Origin of the sequence: Allorhodopirellula heiligendammensis (genome assembly GCF_007860105.1) — a bacterium.
Lineage (GTDB): Bacteria > Planctomycetota > Planctomycetia > Pirellulales > Pirellulaceae > Rhodopirellula > Rhodopirellula heiligendammensis.
This window is the reverse complement of sequence record NZ_SJPU01000004.1, coordinates 200,163-217,437: the sequence shown is the minus strand read 5'-3', so window position 1 is coordinate 217,437 and position 17,275 is coordinate 200,163. Positions and strand designations below refer to the sequence as shown.

Genomic DNA, 17,275 nt, shown 5'->3' with positions numbered 1-17,275 from the left:
CGTGCCGTCCGTTCCGGTTTTACCGATTATCCGTTTTTTGACCCCATCCTCGATATGCCACCTTCCATGAATCCACCAATCTCAGCTGGGCACCCGGATGGAGCTGGTTCCAATGAAATCGTTCGTACGGATTTATCCACTCCGGCCGTCGGGCGGCTGAGCCTTTACTTTCGCGAACTACATCGCTTGCTCGATGCTGGGCAAACGTCGACGAACAGTCGCGACTTAGCGGCGATGGTAAACGTCTCGGCTGCCGTCGTCCGACGGGACCTCAGTTCGATTGGGTCGGTGGGCCGGCGTGGTGTGGGGTACGATGTCGCATCACTTGCTGATCATATCGGGGTCGTTTTGGGCAGCGGCGTGCACTGGAAGGCCGTGATGATCGGGGTCGGGTTCCTCGGCAATGCTCTACTCCGCTATCGCGGGTTCGAGCGACTCGGATTTTCGCTGGCTGCTGCATTCGATACCGACCCGACCAAGATTGGTGGCGTCGTTGGGAATACAAAGATTTTGCCCATGGACCAACTCGAACCGGTACTGCGGGAACTGAAACCCGAACTGGCAATCCTCGCCGTACCAAGCGAACAAGCGAAAGAGGTGGCCGCCCAAGTCGTGGCGTTGGGCATCCAAGGAATCCTGAACTTCGCTCCCACCACGCTGAGAGTTTCCTCGGCAGTAGCCGTCATCAACGTGGACCTCGCCAGCGAGCTGCAGCAGCTCGCTTTTCGCATTCAGAATGCCTGAGCAGGACTGCCCCAATGATTGGGCTCAGAAGTCGTTAAACACTAGCCCACGCTGCGACGGAGTCGAGGTTGATATGGTTTTTCGACCATTGATTTCGTTGCCGTTCTGTTCCGCTGTTCTGAGTCGCGATATCGACGGCAGGCAGTAGCCCCGGACGCCAGACCGGGGTTGGAAGAAAAACGCACTTATCACCGCATTCACGCTAAAAGCCGTTTACGGCGTGGGTGGCGAGAGGCGTCGCCAACCATTCTGACGCTGGTTTTTTCGAGGAAGGCCTATCCAGAAAACTCGCCGCCACGTCTCTTTGGAAAGTAACGCGATCCCTAGTTCAGCCGAATCACAATTCCCCTGGTATCGGCAGACTTGGTGGCTTTCTTGGCAGCAGATTTTTTCTTGACAACCTTTCGCTTGTTCACGGTGCGATTACTATCGATTCGTTTTTTGGTCGACTTTTTATTCGTCGGTTTGGATACGCGCTTCTTGACTGACTTGACCTTCGCGGTTGCCGGGGCAGCCTGTTTGCGTTTGGTGGGCTTCTTCTTTACCGCTTTTGCCTTCGGCTTCTTCCTAACGTCTGTCTTTTTCTTCACTGCCTTCTTCGCCACCTTCTTTGCCACCTTCTTTTTCACCATTTTACGCGACTTTTTCGCCGCGATCGGTGTTTGCGCCGGTGACGCCAACTCGATTCCAAACATCGCCCCCAGATCTTCACCGGCAAGTTCAGAGTCACTGTCCAGGCCCATTGCGGATGTGGCGTTCTCAGCGACCATGGCCTGTGAGATCAGTTCATTTTGATCCACTCCACGGAGCAAAAACAGCAGTTCGGGTGCCGTATCGAGCCGATTGCCAACCCCGTAGAGCGCGGCCGCGAGATGCTTGCAGAGTGATGCACCATCGGGACAATTGCAGTTCATCTCAATCTCATTGCCCGCTGGAAACATGCCGCGTTTCGGATCCGTCATGCGGCGGATCACGTCATCGCCGAGCTTGCCACGCATCAGATCGATCAGCGAATGAATCGATGCGCTGCAGTCACGACAAATTGCTTTCCAGTCCGTATCGGCTAGCGGCGTGATTTTTATGGTGATGTCGTATAGCGACGAACCGCAAACCATCGCAGTGATCTGACCACGCGTGATTCGCAGGTCGGCAACCGATCCGTTGCGCGCGTAGGTTCGCCCTCGCGGTAGGCGATTGGAGTAGTCACTGTACTTTTCCAGATGAGTGCACCAGCTCTTGCCCCAGAACGTCGTTGCGATTCTGGTTCCCGAGATGTTAAGCGGCTGCAGGCTCTGACCCTTCTTAATGCGTTTGGCGGCCGCCTTGTTGCCGCGTGCGAGACGCTGGGCGACCGGCACATAGGGTGCGAATCCTCCGTACCATGACATGTAGTTGAATCCTTGAAAATCCATTAAGCAAAAGTAATACAAGGGGCTGCATGCCCAGAATCGGTACCGTCGTCAAACGGTGGAATCGACGTTGGAAGTGAACCTGGCTACGCGGTTGCCTTGTTGAGATCGAGCGACACGAAATCGAGAAGTTGCGCATCGTTCATTTCGGTCAGCTGCATTTCGTCTTTGCCCTGGGCACCAAACAATTCGCGACTGAGTGCTTTCTTGTCGCGAATCATATCATCTATTTTCTCTTCGAGTGAACCACGACAGACAAACTTGTGGACGAGGACATTGCGTCTTTGGCCGATCCGAAACGCTCGATCCGTAGCTTGATCCTCCACCGCGGGGTTCCACCAACGATCAAAATGCACCACGTGCGAGGCGGCCGTGAGATTCAGCCCTGTACCACCCGCTTTGACCGAAATCACAAAAAACGGTGGCCCCGTCTCAGCTTGGAATTCATTGACCAATTGGCTACGTTTTTTTGTTGCCGTTTTCCCGGTAAGCACCAAACCCTCACGCTCGAAAATACCTGAGAGGTAGTCGGCAAGCGGTCCACACATCGACTGAAACTGTGTGAAGACAAGCATCTTTTCTTGCTTCTCGATCAGCGTCTCAGCAATCGTCCGAAGCTCTGAGAACTTGCCCGAATCGTCCGGTGAGAAGTCCGACTGTTTGAGATGCAACGCGGGGTGGTTGCAAATCTGTTTGAGCTGCATCAGCGCCCCCAGCACCATCCCTCGACGCTGGATCCCGCTAGCAACCTCGAGGGAATCTTTAAGATCGTCGGTAACGGCCTTGTACAACGTTGTCTGCACCCGGGTCAGTCCGCAATCAACTCGCATTTCGGTTTTCTGCGGTAGATCTGGCACGATTTGCGGATCGGTCTTCATCCTCCGCAACACGTAGGGTTGAATCAATTTGCGGACGCTGGCGAGCCGTTGCGCGCGTGCATCCTCGTCTTTTGCATTCACAAAACGCTTGAACGCGGCTGCGGTACCGAGCAGACCAGGGGCGCAGAAATCAAATAGAGACCACAGATCGCCAAGATGATTCTCCACCGGCGTGCCGGACAGCAGGATCCGTCCACGACCTGGAATCTTTTTAATTGCCTTTGTTTGTGCTGCACCGGAGTTCTTGATCGCTTGCGCCTCGTCCAAGATAACGAGATTCCAATCTATCTCCGTTAACCATTTTTGACGACGCGCCAGTCCGTAGGTGGTTGCCACGAGATCGTACGGGGCCAGTTCGGCGGTGGGATTGGCCGCGATTCGTTTGAGCGTATCAGCATCGAGGTTGCTGCGATGAGCGACCAGCATGTTCAGATCAGGGGCAAAGCGTTCAACCTCACGCTGCCAATTGCCGAGCAAGGAGGTGGGTAGAATCAACAAACTCGGGCGGCTTTGCTGGGCCTTCGCAGCAACTTTGGACGCACCCTTTGTTTTTCCTTGACGCTGCGTCTTGGCCGTTCCTCTGGTCTCGGATCCACCTGGATATTTCAGGTGTAGCAACAGCGAGATGACTTGAATTGTTTTTCCCAGACCCATGTCATCGGCGAGACAAACACCGAGTCCCAATTGCGTCGCAAAATATAGCCAAGCGACACCATCGGACTGGTAGGGACGCAGGGTTGCTCGCAGGTGAGAGTTCTCCGTAATTTCTACTTTGCCATTAGGACTGCGCAGTTTCCCCAGCGTTTCGCGGAGCCAGTCGCCGGCCTCGATCCGTGTCCAAGGCTGCACCGATTCATCAACGTCGTCACCAGTGATCGCCGCTCCTGCGAGCAATCTCATACCTTCGAGGAAACCTATCCCGGAGGCATGAGCGTCGCGAAGATCTTTCCATTGCTGCAGGGCGGATTGCAAATGATCCGCGTCGACCTGCACCCATTTCCCACGCAGCAAAGTCATGCCCTCGCGAGCGGCCATCAACTGTTCGAGCTCGTCATCACTCAGCGGCTGACCATCGAGGGTGATGCCCACGTCCAGGTCGAGCGACTCACTACCGAGCCTGGCTTGCTGCTTCGAACCCACCCGCACAGTGACTTGCGGTCGTGGCGGTCGAGAGGCGTTCCACCAGTCGGGAATCCGGACGATGACGCCCGAATCCTCGATCTGTGGCACGCTGGAGAAGAACTCAAACGCTTGGGATATGCCCCACGCCTGGGGTGAAAACAGAGCTTTGGAGTCGAGCAGCTTCGCGATGGCTGGACATGCCTCCGCCGCCCGTGAGACGGGCGTGAGCAACGCATCGAGTTGCTCCGAATTGCCGCTGGAGATAGATGCCTTGAGTGCTTCCGAAAGTGGGACATGACGCGGTGTCGCGCCGGTCGTCTCACTGCTCGTATACGTTGCCAGAAAGGCGAACGGACGCTCAGGGTTTTTCTTGTTCTCGGCTAAGTGGAACGTCACTCGACCGTGCAGGTTCCACTCGGGGCGTAGCGAATGCAAATACGCCGCCAAACCACCTTTGCGTCGTTTCGCCTGAACAGACGTGTGCTCATCGAGGAGATCCCACAGTTCGACGAGCGTTTCGGGACTGGCGTATTCCAAGCCCAGCATGGGTGGTGCCTCGGCCAGAATCTCCTTCAAGGTCGCGGCGTCGGGCGGTTCAGGCGACCGCCAATCCCCGCCACCCGTCGAATTGCTGCGCCGGAGAGCTGTAAAATACCGATTGGCGAAGGCACGCCAGAACTGTAGCGGCGCGGGCAGTGGACCATCGGCACGTGAGGAGACTGAATAGCTTAGTCCCGCCGCGGGGGACTCTTTGAAGGTTTTAACCAGTTTCACGGGCAATTCTGCCGCGACCCCGTAGGCGACGTCTTCGTCCGTGCCCGCGACGAGATGAAGGTGCCCTAGCGGCGTCACGGCGATACGATGGGCGAGTGTCATGGATTTCTACTAATAAAGTCATGACAAGCACGTTGTCACTCGTAGGCGGATCGGTTTCGCCTCATTTTTAGTCTTTTCCAATTCTGAGTTGAACCACCATGGCGGCCCACAAAGCTGTTGAGGGTGCTATCGGCGACGTCTGCGGTGCAAACGAAACCGATGACCCGAGCGAAATGATTGCTCGCGCCGTCGACGAGCATCAGCGCAGCCTGCTGTCGTACGCTGGCGGCATCCTACGGGACCCAGTCGCCGCTCAGGACGCGGTGCAAGAAACTTTCTTGCAGTTGTGTCGCAAAGCCCGCCAAGTCGCTAGTAGTGACGAACCCCCGACATTGGCCGAGTTTGCCGCCCGACTGGCACCCTGGTTGTTCACGGTCTGCCGAACGCGAGTGATTGACATGCAACGCAAAAAAACACCTCAAAGCTTCGCCACGCGGCGCGGCTTCGACGAGCAGGGCGACAGCGCCCCCGAAGCCGCGGTGATGGATCCTGGTCCCACCCCAGCGGACGCCGCCTTGGCCAGTGAAGAACATCGCCGCGTGGCCGACTCGATCGGCTCACTGACTCCGAAGCAACGCGAGATTTTGCAGCTTCGCATGCAAGCCGGGCTGAGCTATCGCGAGATCGCGGACGTCACCGGCCTGACCACCTCCAACGTCGGCTTTCATCTTCACCAAGCGGTCGCGTCCCTGCGAGATCAACTCGTGACCGCCTAGCACACCGGTGTCACCAGCGAACAAACACATATCAATTCATAGGGTTACGAACATGTCCACAACCAATCCATACTGGGACGATCCACGCATCACGGCGTACGTGATGAACGAGCTGTCGCCCACCGAGACGGCCGAGTTTGAAGCCGAGATGCAACAGCAACCGCTTTTGGCAAAAGCAGTTGACGAAGCGAGACGCGTAACAGAACAACTCTCGGGATTCTACGCAGCGATGCCGGCGCCCATGCTCGACGCAGACCGTCGCGATGAAATCACGGGGGCCGCTGCACCCGCCGTTAAGCCTCGAGTCGGTGGCGCGAGCACAGGGCTACGAATCGCTTTGTGGGCGGTCGCCGCGTCGATCCTCATGCTCGCCGTCGCGGTCCCAATGTGGCAGATGCAAACGGTACAGACCGCGAGCACTTCGGTTTCCGACGAAACGCCGTCCCTGGAACTGGAGACTGCACGGTCCAGCAATGAGTTGATCACTGACGCCGAAGTGACACGGGGGCCTCAACCAACCGAATTCAGGTCGATGGAGTCTGCATCGGTCGTCGAAACCGCATCGGTCGAGGTCGCCGAGCAAGAAAAGATGGCAGTGATGGAGTCTGGCATGCGAACCTCTGGCGGCCCCGAGCCGGCAGCGGCTACTCGGAGTTTGAAGACTGCCCGAGGTGTTGCCCCTCCCTCAGCTCCCCTCGCGGCTGAGAGTGCACGTGGTGAGATCGCTAAAAAGGAAGTGGACTTGCCTGCCGCAGGCGCAGCGGTCAAAGAAAAACCTGCACGCCTCAGCCGAGTGATGGGCATGGATGAATATGGTATGGATGCAGAGGCGATGGAGGAGATGAGCATGGATGCAGATATGGACGGCGCCATGATGGGCGTCGGCGGTGAAGCCACGCGTCTCCAAACCTTAGGACGTAATGCCGACAGTATCGATCTAGCGATGCCTATGCCCATGGAGACCAGGCTGACCGACCAGGGTACTGGCCCAGGTTCACCGGGCGACAAGTTTTCCCCGCTTGACGAAAATGAGTTCCGTCGTGTTTCCGAGCATCCTCTGAGCACGTTCTCCATCGATGTCGATACGGCGAGCTACGCCAAGGTTCGCAGCTATCTGCAGAGCAATCAACTGCCACGTCCCGATGCGGTCCGGATCGAAGAGATGGTCAACTACTTCGATTATGACTACACCGGTCCCACTGCGATCGATGGCGAATCGAGTGATCCGTTCGCTGCAGCGATGACCGCGACGATCTGTCCCTGGAATCCGGAACATCGGCTCGTACGAGTTGGCCTGCAAGCGAAAAGTCTGACCGAGCAAGAACGTCCCCAATGCAACCTCGTGTTCTTGATCGATACCAGCGGTTCGATGAGCCAACCGAATAAACTGCCATTGGTGATCGAGGGCCTCAAGGTGCTACTGGACGAATTACGCGATGATGACCGTGTCGCAATCGTCGTATATGCGGGCTCGGCCGGCTTGGTACTCGATTCGACGCCTGTTGAAGAGCGACAGCGTATTCTCCGGTCCTTAACGCAATTGCAGGCTGGCGGTAGCACCAATGGCGGTGCGGGGCTGCAACTGGCCTACGCCACTGCTCGGGAGCATTTGCTCAAGGGTGGCGTCAACCGCGTGATCCTGTGCAGTGACGGTGACTTCAACGTCGGTATGACTGGTACCGACGCGTTGGTGCGTGAGGCCAGAACGCAGGCTAAGTCGGGCATTGATCTGACCGTGCTCGGCTTTGGAATGGGCAACCACAACGACGCGATGATGGAAAAAATCTCCAACGACGCTGAAGGCAATTACGCGTTTGTCGACACGATCGCCGAGGCACGAAAAGTGCTCGTTGATCAGTTGGCTGGAACACTCGTGACGGTCGCCAAAGATGTGAAGATTCAAATTGAATTCAATCCGGCGGTGGTTTCGTCATACCGACTGATTGGCTACGAAAACCGCCTGCTCGCCAAGGAAGATTTCAATGACGATACCAAGGACGCGGGCGAGATTGGTGCCGGCCATCAGGTGACGGCTCTGTACGAGATTGTTCCCGCAGGCGTCGAAGTTGACGCCGTCGCACCTCCCGTCGATCCGCTGAAGTATCAACCCAATGCTTCGACGGAGTCAGAAAAGGAACCGGCGACCGAGGAATCTGCCCAGGACAAACCACTGAGCGACGAGGTATTGACCCTAAAACTACGCTACAAGGCGCCGCAAGGTGAGACTAGCAAGCTGATGACGCGAGTGCTCACCGATTCGCAGACTCCGTTTGATCAAGCAGACGCGGATTTCCGATTCGCCACCTCGGTGGCCGCGTTTGGGATGCTGCTGCGAAACAGTCCATTCGTGGGCTCATGGACCTATGAAAACGTCGAGCGAGCGGCCGAAAACTCCATGGGTTCGGACCCTCACGGACTTCGCACCGAATTTGTCGGATTAGTGAAAACGGCTGAGAACTTAATCGTCAGGGAGTAACAGGGAGCTGTCGGTGGAAAATTCACCGTCGAGAGGTTTCGCTAGTGAAAGCGGCGAGCCGGCACTCTCATTCGTGTTCGCGAATGGGTTGCGTCCGGCCGCCGCGATTGAGATACAGCACCAAGTTGTGAGTCGCCCGACCGCCAGCGATAATATCGGGCCAGCCGTCACCGTTGACGTCCTCAACCACCAGATCCTCGCAAGCGACTTCGTTCCCGACGCGCTGCTCCGTCCAACTGCCATCGTGCTGGCGATCATACAGCAGGATGCCGACCGCGGGATTGGCGTCACGGTAGCCAACGACGATCTCGTCACTACCGTCGCGATCAATGTCCGCGCACCACACGGCATGACCACCGAGCAGTTTGTCGGTCAAGACCGTTCGCTCGGGCGATTTGTCCGTCAGCGCACCTTGGAGGAGGTAGACCACCGCGTGGGTGCCGTGCATCGGTTCGATCGTTGCGAGGAATTTGGTGCCATCGGCCAGTTGCCCCAGTTTGACTTCGCCCACACCTCGCTGTGATGGCTCATCGCCGTCAGCACCTGGCAACAACGTCAGACGTCTGTAGTTATGCTGTGCATCAGGATCGGGCGATATCACTGAGATCCCCTCCACACTGGCCGTCAGAGTTACCGGACGCTGCTCGTTGGATACAGTTGGCATGCCAAGTTCATCGGGCGCGACACACCAATGGTTGTGCATCCGATTGAGATCGCTGTTGAGGAGAGTGGGCTTCCAGCGATCAACGCGGGGATCGCCAGGAATCTCCAACGCCAGTAGACGTACACCCCCAGGGTGAACCGACGCATTGAGCGGCGAGACGACCAGCTGTGGCTCACCTTTACCGAGCACATCTGCCCATCGCATCCGATGTGTCCATGGTTCGGAAGTGATGGGATAGAGTTGCCAAGGATCGTCAATATTCTCGCCACGTGAGAGCCACTGAATTGTTCCACCTTGGGTGGGCCAACCGGCACCGAGTGCTAGATCAACATGGCCATCCCGGTCAATATCCAGTGGCGCAACGCACACATTGTCAGTTTGAGTCACGCCATCGAGTAGCACGCGGGCCCGCCAATCTGGAGCTTCGTAGCACAACACGCGGCTTTCTGTCACGCACACGATGTCGTCCGCACCGTCACTATTGATGTCGGCAATTGTCACGGCATAGACGACTTTTCCGGGGTGAGCGTCGAGGACTCGCGGGGTGAAATCGACTGCGTAGACAGGGGCTCCCAGTAGCGTTGATACCAGCCATGCGGAACACACCGCCAGCAGCGTACGGTTGTCAGACGGGGTTGCATTGGCAGGTACTGTCGATCGCATCGTATCATCTCCCGGTTGAAGGTAATTCAGGCTTCTGAATTGTATACCGGGATCGTATGGCGTGCGGGCCAGCCGCGGTCGGCAATCGTTCCGCTGCTGATGCTCACGGAGCGTTGGAGGGTGGATGTGAAGATCCACGCGCTGCAATGCTCCAGCTGATTCTGTGCAGGCGGCTCGCCCCCCAACGCGTCAGTATCGCGTTGGAGAGCACCTCCTCGTCCACGCAACGAATTACGGGGATGAATCACCCTACGCAGGGACTTCTCAATCCTTAGCGGATCACGCTATCGCTGGACGTGTCCGCCTTTTCAGCAACTTCGGGTGCTGGCAGCTCGCTCGCATCGACTGGCGTTAGTAGCGTTGCCAACGCATTGCTTCGCCATTGATTGAGCGTCTCGATTACGTCTAGCAGCGTGAGTTCTTCGACTGGCGGGGTCAACGCCAGCTCATCCGCAGCGGTGGCTACGGCCTCCGGTGCCGACTCTTCGTTGGACGCGAGTTGCTCGATCACGTCCAATTCCCAAGCTTCCATGACGCCAGAGCCCGATTGCTCATCGCCCTCCATGTTGATCGCTACAATTTTGGCCACGGCAATTTCGGCTACGGCAATTTCGGAGGAGGCGGGGCCTTCCGTCTCGCTGACGATGGATTGCTCCGGTGTATCCGCATCAGCGGCGGCGTCAATATCCGACACCGCGATTAATTCACTTTGGACCTCCATGGTAACGACTTCTGCCACGGCGACCTCTTCAACCGATGGGATCTCCAGCTCGTCAGTGGCGACCTGTTCCTCTGTCGCCGCGTTTGGCGCGTCGTCGGCGATTGGTGCCGGAATTAGCTCTCCATCAATCTCCATCGTGATGACTTCGGCTATGGCGACTTCCTCAACGCCAGGCGTTGAGGGCTCGTCGACAACAACCTCCACTGAGGCGACCACAGCGGAAGCTTCTGCTGCGGCGTCAGCAGGCGGATTTCCGTCTGCGACGGGCTCCTCGCCCTCAGCCAATACTGCCAGGGTGACCGGCTCATCTGAACTGTCCTCCGCCAGCTGCTCGGTCTCGGCGGTTTCGCCGAGCGTCGATGCAAACCAACTTCCAACGGTTTCTCCCACGGCCATGAGCGTCAGCTCATGGAGACTATTCTGCTCAGCAAATTCGTTAGTGTCATGGATCAACTCTTCGAGCAGACATTCGGGAGAACTCTGAATTTCAGGTTCCACGATCGCGATTTCAGCAGCGTTCTCAACATGCGGCGGATTGTCGAGGGCAACATAGTTCTTCGGACGAATCGGTTGAACGGTGGTCAACGCCAGGTAGTCCAGTTCAATATCCCGCTGAGCGATGTCGTAAGGAAAGTATGCGTCTGGAATCGTGGCGATCACTGGTGCCGAACCGATACCTGTCACCACTTCGTCGGCGACGAGGTCACTTGACTCCTCAGTCGGACTTAAGAACAGCTCGTCCGTCTCGGAGAGTTCAGCGATCCAATTCAACGCGTCCTCGCCAAGCCACCAGCAATCCAGTGCAGCGACATCGGTGGTCTGCTGTTGTTGATCGGCTGGGGATGTTGCGACCAAATCGAGTTTCTCATCGGCGGCGGGAGATTTCTCCAGCGATGTCGTTGCTAACGGTGCCGATTCAATTGGCCGCAATGGATAGGTGCTTGAGTCTGGAGTGACCGACCCCAGCCGCCCCACCACTGCGTAGGGTTCTAGAAACTGCTCCACCGGGATACCAATTCTGTCGGCAGATGCACTGACCGCTGCCGCGATGGACTGACTGAATTGAGTCGATGTGCGGTGGAGCGGCGTTGGGGGGAGGAGAGAGTCATGGTCTTTGCTGAAGACAGGAGACAGGTTCGTTTCGGGAACGAACTCATGAACGAGGATAGAGATTCCGCCGAGATAGGGAGGCGGACCGTCAGCCGCCAGAGCAGGAGCTGCCGCGGCGAGGAGCGAGCCGCCGGTAAAGAATGCCGCTAGCAGCATCCGGCGGCGACGTCCGCGACGAGTTGCACAGAAGCGTGAGGCGAGTTTTTTAATTGTTTTGAATGATTGCGATTTCATTTGAATAATCCTATGTATAAAAACCTGCGATCCTTCGCGGGCATGAACCAGCCCGGTATGGGCGTTTCACGGGGATGAACGGCGACGGATCTCGGAGGTTAGCGAGCAATAAACAACGCCCGCACGAGGTGGGAAAGTTGAGGTGGGATTCGATCGATGTAGGCCGGCACGGATGAAAGTGCGAACCGGATAGTAGATAAGAAACCGGCTTTCTCGCCCGTGTGCCGACCTGCATCGATCGCGGCATAGCACGTTATCGACGACCTCACCGACTGGGCGGTAAGATTCGATAAGCTAAACTTGTCCTTTTCGTGAAAACTGCCCGCTTGTATGGATTGAAGGGAAAGGTTCGCGTGATCGCCGGCTTGATCGTTCGATCTTCTCGCCCCACACTGACGGAATGCTTCGTTTTCCTCCGCAATGCAGATTGATTGCTCATGCCCCCTGATTCCAAACAGCTCGTTGACCCAACTATTCTGTTTCGGTTTGAGGTCCGGTTGCTTAAGCAGAAGATGGAATGGACATCACGCGGTATCAAGCTGCCGGAATCGTGCCGCATGCCCTCTTTCGCCGCCTTGTCGGGGGGGCCGATCTTCGCGGACCTTCGCATCGCTTGGTCAGTCGAGGGGATCGGGTTTTCGGTCAAGGTTGCTGGCAAACGAGCCATGCCCTGGTGCCGCGACACCCGCCTGGATGAAAGTGACGGGTTGCATTTATGGATGGATACCCGAAACAGTCCGAATATTCACCGTGCCACACAGCACTGCCATCGATTCCTTTGGCTGCCCGCCGGGGGCGGGCCGCAACGGGAACGGCCCGTCGCGCAGCTCGTTCCGATCAACCGCGCTCGCGGCAACCCGAAACCCATCGGTAGTCAGGCTCTCAAGATCCATGCAGCGCCGAAGCACGATGGCTACGAAATGTCAGGCTGGATCCCCGCCGATGCCATGACTGGCTACGAACCCATCGATCAACCTCGAATGGGATTCTTCTACACGGTCGCCGACCGCGAACTGGGGAACCAGTCGTTGACCTTGAGTGAACAGTTTCCGGTCACGGAAGATCCGTCACTGTGGGGCGAGGTCGCATTGATTTGAAGTTGGGAGGCCACGCTTGACGGGATGCACTGGCGTCTCTGCCGTCGTCGCTCGGTTGTTAGCCCAAACTCGCTAATGTGCGGCAGACCAAGTGGGGATGCAGGTGGGTGTTAAAATCGTGTTGTGACGAAATCTGCAGAGCGGCAGCAATGCACTGGCAGTCGCCGCCGGTGACCACAACACAGGACGGGTTGCCGTATAAACGCACGAGGCGCTCGATGCCGCCCACGACACTTGACAAGATCCCCAGTCGAATCGCTGAAATGGTGTCCTTGGCGGGCACGCAATGCGGCGCAGCGAGGCTGGCGGATTCGCACGAATCCTGCCAGTCGATGTGGGGAAGGGCATCCGTCCCTGCGGCCAGGGCTCTGGTTTGCATCTCGAGCCCGGGGATGATCGCCCCGCCTCGATAAATGCCCTCGGAATCTACGAGGTCAACTGTCACCGTCGTCCCGGCATCGACCACAACGAGCGGCAGGCGATAGACCTTCGCCGCACCGTAACAGCCAACCAGACGATCGATCCCAACCCGTTCGGGAGAATCGGTTTCGACCGCAAGGGGCAAATCCGTATGAGTGATTTGACGAAAGGCAGTGTTTGTTCCAGCCTTCGTTTGCGTGCGTTCAATCAACTCATGCGTTTTGGTGCGGTTGACACTGGCGATGCGAATGTCCGCTGGTTCGCTTCGCGAAGCCGCCCAGAGCGTTTGCGATAGCGACTCGATCGCCTCGGGGTCGGAGACTCGTTTGACGATGGCCTCGGATTCGTGTGCGAACGCGAGTTTGATTGCTGTATTGCCGACGTCGATCCCAATGATCACGGTTGCTCGTCCGACGTATCCCGCGGACGATTGCCCTCGCTGGTCTCCGGAGGCGCAATAGTACGCCCCATCGGCGATTGCTTGCCCCACATTTCCGGAATATCTCGAGCTTGATGATCGTTGGAGAGCGACGCGGTCGGACCCAACTTGTGCGGCGGCACGCGTCGCTTTTTCTTACTCTCGGCGGGCACATCGACTTCCCGGATCGGGCTCAGCTCTTCGCCCGCCTCCAGCATCTGCTGGCGTCGGGCGGCGACACGGACCATGATGGCCTCGACGAGGTCGCGCAGTCCAATCTCCGCGGCGGCACTGATTGAAAACAACTCGCGTGTGTGTTCAACGGGATGATCGGTGAAGTACTGCTGCATTCGCGAAAAGACTTCGCCATCGAGGTCGAGTTCGCTCTTCGTGAGCACCACCATTTCGTCACGATCGGCCAGACTCTCGTCATACTGCCGCAACTCCTCACGGATCGCTACATAGTTTTCGATGGGGTCACTTCCATCGACCGGCGTGGGTTCTACGAGGTGCACGAGCAAACCGGCCCGCTCGACGTGCCGTAGAAATTCGTGCCCCAGGCCGATACCTTCGCTGGCACCTTCGATCAGGCCTGGGATATCGGCGGTGACAAACGAACGTTCTTGATCGACGTCAACAATGCCGAGATTCGGAAACTTGGTCGTGAACGGGTAATCAGCAATCTCGGGTCGGGCGCTCGAAATGCGAGAGAGCAAGGTGCTTTTGCCTGCATTGGGCTTGCCGATCAATCCAACATCCGCAATGGATTTCAGCTCCAGCACGACATGACGTTCCTCGCCGGGTTCGCCGTCGGTGTGGATTCGCGGAACTTGATTGGTCGACGTCTTGAATCGGGCGTTGCCGTGTCCACCTCGCCCGCCGCGACACAGCACGAATGTTTCACCGGGGGTTGTCAGATCCTTGATCACGAAACCATCGGCGATGTCAATGACGCTCGTTCCACAGGGGACGTACAGTCGCATTTCACGGCCTTTGCGCCCGTGGCGTAGGGAGCCTTCACCGTGCCGTCCCTTCTCGGCGCGAAAAAAACGACGATTGGCAAACGCTGCCAGTGAGTTCACCCCGACACGAGCTTCGAAGACAATGCTACCGCCTTTCCCGCCGTCACCACCATCGGGACCGCCCCGGGGGACAAACTTTTCACGCCGGAAGCTCGTGCAACCGTCGCCGCCTCTACCAGCAGTGAATTCAACTTCGACGCGATCAATGAACATTCTGAGAAAGCTACTAGCTTCTAGCTTCTAGCTGCTAGCTTTTCGGCTGGCGACTGTAGGCGGTGGAGAGAAACAAAAAAGGCGTGATGACGATTCATCACGCCTTCATGGTAATGGATGCAGCGATCTTAGGTAGGATGGGACCAGAGTCCCGTCCGAGCCTTAACGCCCGCGATTGGGAACATCGTCCCAAGCCACGATTGTTGGCCCCCAAAGCTCCTGGGCTCAATAGCGAACCATCCGAAGCTAATCGCTGATCATGTCGTCTTAGAGGAACTTGGCCAAACGGCTGCACAAGTCAGCGGTACGGCATGAGTAGCCCCACTCGTTGTCGTACCATGAGACGACCTTGACGAACTTGCCGTTGTCACCGAGGACCTGCGTGAAGTCAGCTGCGAAGATGCTGCTGTGCGGGTCATGCACGATGTCGCTGCTGACGATCGGGTCGGTTGCGAAAAACAGAATGCCCTTGAGCGGTCCTTCGGCAGCCTTCTTGATCGCGTCGTTGATCGATTCCTTGGTGGCTTCCTTGGCCAAGTTGCAGGTCAAGTCGACTACGCTACCGGTAGGTACGGGAACTCGCATGGCAATACCAGTGAGCTTGCCTTGAAGTTCTGGAATGACCAAGCCGACTGCTTTGGCAGCACCAGTGCTGGTCGGGATAATGTTCAGGGCGGCAGCACGGGCGCGATACAAATCGCTGTGAGGCTGGTCTTGAACGTTCTGATCGTTCGTGTATGCATGCACGGTCGTCATCAGACCTTGCTCAATACCGAATGTTTCATGCAGCACCTTGGCGACGGGGGCCAAGCAGTTGGTGGTGCACGATGCGTTGGAGATGCACTGCAGATCGGCAGTCAGCTTGTCATCGTTGACACCCAAAACACAGGTCAGGTCGGCACCGTCCTTCGCGGGAGCGCTCAGCACGACTTTCTTCGCACCAGCTGCAATGTGGCTGTCATAGCCAGGCTTTTCGCCCGATGCACGACCGGTGAAGAAACCAGTCGACTCGATCACGATGTCAACTTTGAGGTCCTTCCAAGGCAGATTGCGAGGATCACGCTCGGCCAATGCCGCGATCTTCTGGCCTTCGACTGTCAGCGACGAGTCGTCGTAGCTAACTTCGCCGGGATACCGACCATGCACGCTGTCATACTTTAGCAGCGTTGCCAAGGTTTTGTTGTCGGTCAAATCGTTGATGGCAACGACCTCGAATTCGTCCTTGCGTTCCATCAGGTTGCGGAAGGTCAAACGTCCGATGCGGCCGAAGCCGTTGATTGCTACTCGAATAGCCACTTTGCTCAGATTCCCTTGTAGGTGAAGTTCAGTTACCACTGTGTTGCGCGGATTATAGGAACCTTCGCAAGAATTGAAACAGCCCCCGCAACATCGGACTTGTCCTTCCAACTGACCTTTTTCATGCCCAAATCCTCCTTTGAATCCACGGACTCGCCCCCCCACGTCGAGCAGAAAAGGTCGATCCCTGCCGACCAAACGCTATGGCGACGACCCGCCGGTGTGTCCTCGGGGACGTGGCGGTACGCTCACGAAGGGTCGATCGCTGCCCGCTACAACGATTTTGTGGCCGATACGCCGCTTTGCCGGGTCGATCTGCAATTGCTAGCAGAGGTTTTCCCGCAGTACGAGGCCGACGCAAACCGTTGCGATTCGGTGCAAACAGCAGCCACTGCTGGGGCGGTCGCCCCCCACGTCGAGCCGGGAAGTCCACACCAGAAAAAAATTGCTGGTGCAGCAAAATGGGTGCTCGATCTGGGCTGTGGGACGGGCCGGGCGTCGGAGTTGCTCGCCGCCGCCGGGTTCGAGGTCATGGCCATCGACCTCTCGATACCCATGCTGCAGCAGGTTCAACAGCGTGGGCTCAAGAGCGTGCTCCCGATTCATGCCAATCTGGTGGAACTTGACTGCATTGGGGACGATGTTGCGAGCGGCGCAGTTTGTCTGTTCAGTACTCTCGGCATGATCCAAGGCCGCAGCAATCGGCGGAGATTTCTGTCGCATGTTCGCCGCATCGTTCAGTCGGGCGGGCTGTTTTATTTGCACGTGCACCATCGCTATGCGGCCCTCACGAGTCTTCCGGGCACCCGCCAGCTCGCGGGCTCGGCGATGCGGGCTATGGTCCAGCCCCAATGGGAGTTCGGAGACGCCGTCTATCCATACCGCGGGCTACCTGACATGTTCCTGCACCAATTCTCCCGTCGGGAGTTGCGAGCCGATTTCGCGGCGTCGGGTTGGCAGGTTCAACGTTGGGAGCGGCTGTCGCTTGATGGATCCAGACTGCTTGGTAACAAGGAGCGAGCCATCGCTGGCGGATTCCTAGTGGTGGTGAACTAGATATTGTTTGCTGATGAAGAGTCATGCTCGCGGGGGCGATCTTTCGTAGCTTTGCAAGTTGCTCGCGTTCGCGCTCTGCCGCTGCTGATCCAAACTCGAATCTTGTCTACCGTTCGAAGGCCGCGAGTGTGGCCCATCTA

At 57.3% G+C, this 17,275-nt stretch carries 13 protein-coding genes; 6 read left to right on the top strand and 7 right to left on the bottom strand.

Annotated features, from left to right (window positions below):
* Positions 1 to 66 precede the first annotated feature (66 nt).
* Entirely contained in the window at positions 67 to 744 is a 678-nt protein-coding gene (locus Poly21_RS24245) for a redox-sensing transcriptional repressor Rex (RefSeq protein WP_146409653.1), read from the top strand.
* A 323-nt stretch (positions 745 to 1,067) separates the two neighbouring features.
* Here Poly21_RS24245 and Poly21_RS24240 read toward each other — a convergent pair whose 3' ends face one another.
* Both Poly21_RS24240 and Poly21_RS24235 read right to left on the bottom strand, forming a co-directional pair.
* Complete coding sequence (locus Poly21_RS24240; protein WP_146409652.1) at positions 1,068 to 2,132, bottom strand: SWIM zinc finger family protein; 1,065 nt, start codon at positions 2,130 to 2,132, stop codon at positions 1,068 to 1,070.
* Positions 2,133 to 2,239: 107 nt separating this feature from the next.
* Positions 2,240 to 5,029: a DEAD/DEAH box helicase gene (locus tag Poly21_RS24235; protein WP_146409651.1), complete on the bottom strand. Its 2,790-nt coding sequence runs from the start codon at positions 5,027 to 5,029 to the stop codon at positions 2,240 to 2,242.
* Between the two features lie 98 nt (positions 5,030 to 5,127).
* Here Poly21_RS24235 and Poly21_RS24230 point away from each other — a divergent pair, with 98 nt between their 5' ends.
* Together Poly21_RS24230 and Poly21_RS24225 are read left to right on the top strand one after the other, a co-directional pair.
* Positions 5,128 to 5,745, top strand: coding sequence for an RNA polymerase sigma factor (locus Poly21_RS24230; protein ID WP_146409650.1), 618 nt, complete (start codon positions 5,128 to 5,130; stop codon positions 5,743 to 5,745).
* A 52-nt stretch (positions 5,746 to 5,797) separates the two neighbouring features.
* On the top strand, positions 5,798 to 8,221 hold the full coding sequence (locus Poly21_RS24225; RefSeq protein WP_146409649.1) for a VWA domain-containing protein: 2,424 nt from the start codon (positions 5,798 to 5,800) through the stop codon (positions 8,219 to 8,221).
* 67 nt (positions 8,222 to 8,288) lie between these two features.
* Here the strand turns inward: Poly21_RS24225 and Poly21_RS24220 are convergent, their stop codons facing one another.
* Complete coding sequence (locus Poly21_RS24220) at positions 8,289 to 9,548, bottom strand: FG-GAP repeat domain-containing protein (protein WP_146409648.1); 1,260 nt, start codon at positions 9,546 to 9,548, stop codon at positions 8,289 to 8,291.
* Between the two features lie 271 nt (positions 9,549 to 9,819).
* Positions 9,820 to 11,613: a hypothetical protein gene (locus tag Poly21_RS24215; protein ID WP_146409647.1), complete on the bottom strand. Its 1,794-nt coding sequence runs from the start codon at positions 11,611 to 11,613 to the stop codon at positions 9,820 to 9,822.
* Between the two features lie 557 nt (positions 11,614 to 12,170).
* Between Poly21_RS24215 and Poly21_RS24210 the strand changes: the two genes are divergently transcribed.
* On the top strand, positions 12,171 to 12,710 hold the full coding sequence (locus Poly21_RS24210) for a DOMON domain-containing protein (protein WP_146409709.1): 540 nt from the start codon (positions 12,171 to 12,173) through the stop codon (positions 12,708 to 12,710).
* A 58-nt stretch (positions 12,711 to 12,768) separates the two neighbouring features.
* On the opposite strand, the gene Poly21_RS24205 is transcribed toward Poly21_RS24210, so the two are convergent.
* Together Poly21_RS24205 and obgE are read right to left on the bottom strand one after the other, a co-directional pair.
* Positions 12,769 to 13,530: a type III pantothenate kinase gene (locus Poly21_RS24205; RefSeq protein WP_146409646.1), complete on the bottom strand. Its 762-nt coding sequence runs from the start codon at positions 13,528 to 13,530 to the stop codon at positions 12,769 to 12,771.
* Positions 13,527 to 14,783, bottom strand: a complete 1,257-nt coding sequence (gene obgE, locus Poly21_RS24200) for a GTPase ObgE (RefSeq protein ID WP_146409645.1) — start codon at positions 14,781 to 14,783, stop codon at positions 13,527 to 13,529. Before obgE ends, Poly21_RS24205 begins: the two co-directional genes overlap by 4 nt.
* Before the next feature lie 86 nt (positions 14,784 to 14,869).
* On the opposite strand from obgE, the gene Poly21_RS27890 reads away from it, so the two are divergent.
* On the top strand, positions 14,870 to 15,040 hold the full coding sequence (locus tag Poly21_RS27890; protein ID WP_302120456.1) for a hypothetical protein: 171 nt from the start codon (positions 14,870 to 14,872) through the stop codon (positions 15,038 to 15,040).
* A gap of 10 nt (positions 15,041 to 15,050) precedes the next feature.
* Here the strand turns inward: Poly21_RS27890 and gap are convergent, their stop codons facing one another.
* On the bottom strand, positions 15,051 to 16,079 hold the full coding sequence (gene gap, locus Poly21_RS24195; protein WP_146409644.1) for a type I glyceraldehyde-3-phosphate dehydrogenase: 1,029 nt from the start codon (positions 16,077 to 16,079) through the stop codon (positions 15,051 to 15,053).
* Between the two features lie 123 nt (positions 16,080 to 16,202).
* Between gap and Poly21_RS24190 the strand changes: the two genes are divergently transcribed.
* Positions 16,203 to 17,135 (top strand): class I SAM-dependent methyltransferase, encoded by a 933-nt coding sequence (locus Poly21_RS24190; protein ID WP_146409643.1) that lies wholly within the window; start codon positions 16,203 to 16,205, stop codon positions 17,133 to 17,135.
* The last annotated feature ends 140 nt before the right edge of the window (positions 17,136 to 17,275 follow it).

Coding starts and splice junctions, on each gene's coding strand:
- Poly21_RS24245 (WP_146409653.1), top strand. CDS start 67: ATGAATCCACCAATCTCAGCTGGGCACCCGGATGGAGCTGGTTCCAAT.
- Poly21_RS24240 (WP_146409652.1), bottom strand. CDS start 2,132: ATGTCATGGTACGGAGGATTCGCACCCTATGTGCCGGTCGCCCAGCGT.
- Poly21_RS24235 (WP_146409651.1), bottom strand. CDS start 5,029: ATGACACTCGCCCATCGTATCGCCGTGACGCCGCTAGGGCACCTTCAT.
- Poly21_RS24230 (WP_146409650.1), top strand. CDS start 5,128: ATGGCGGCCCACAAAGCTGTTGAGGGTGCTATCGGCGACGTCTGCGGT.
- Poly21_RS24225 (WP_146409649.1), top strand. CDS start 5,798: ATGTCCACAACCAATCCATACTGGGACGATCCACGCATCACGGCGTAC.
- Poly21_RS24220 (WP_146409648.1), bottom strand. CDS start 9,548: ATGCGATCGACAGTACCTGCCAATGCAACCCCGTCTGACAACCGTACG.
- Poly21_RS24215 (WP_146409647.1), bottom strand. CDS start 11,613: ATGAAATCGCAATCATTCAAAACAATTAAAAAACTCGCCTCACGCTTC.
- Poly21_RS24210 (WP_146409709.1), top strand. CDS start 12,171: ATGCCCTCTTTCGCCGCCTTGTCGGGGGGGCCGATCTTCGCGGACCTT.
- obgE (WP_146409645.1), bottom strand. CDS start 14,783: ATGTTCATTGATCGCGTCGAAGTTGAATTCACTGCTGGTAGAGGCGGC.
- Poly21_RS27890 (WP_302120456.1), top strand. CDS start 14,870: ATGACGATTCATCACGCCTTCATGGTAATGGATGCAGCGATCTTAGGT.
- Poly21_RS24190 (WP_146409643.1), top strand. CDS start 16,203: ATGCCCAAATCCTCCTTTGAATCCACGGACTCGCCCCCCCACGTCGAG.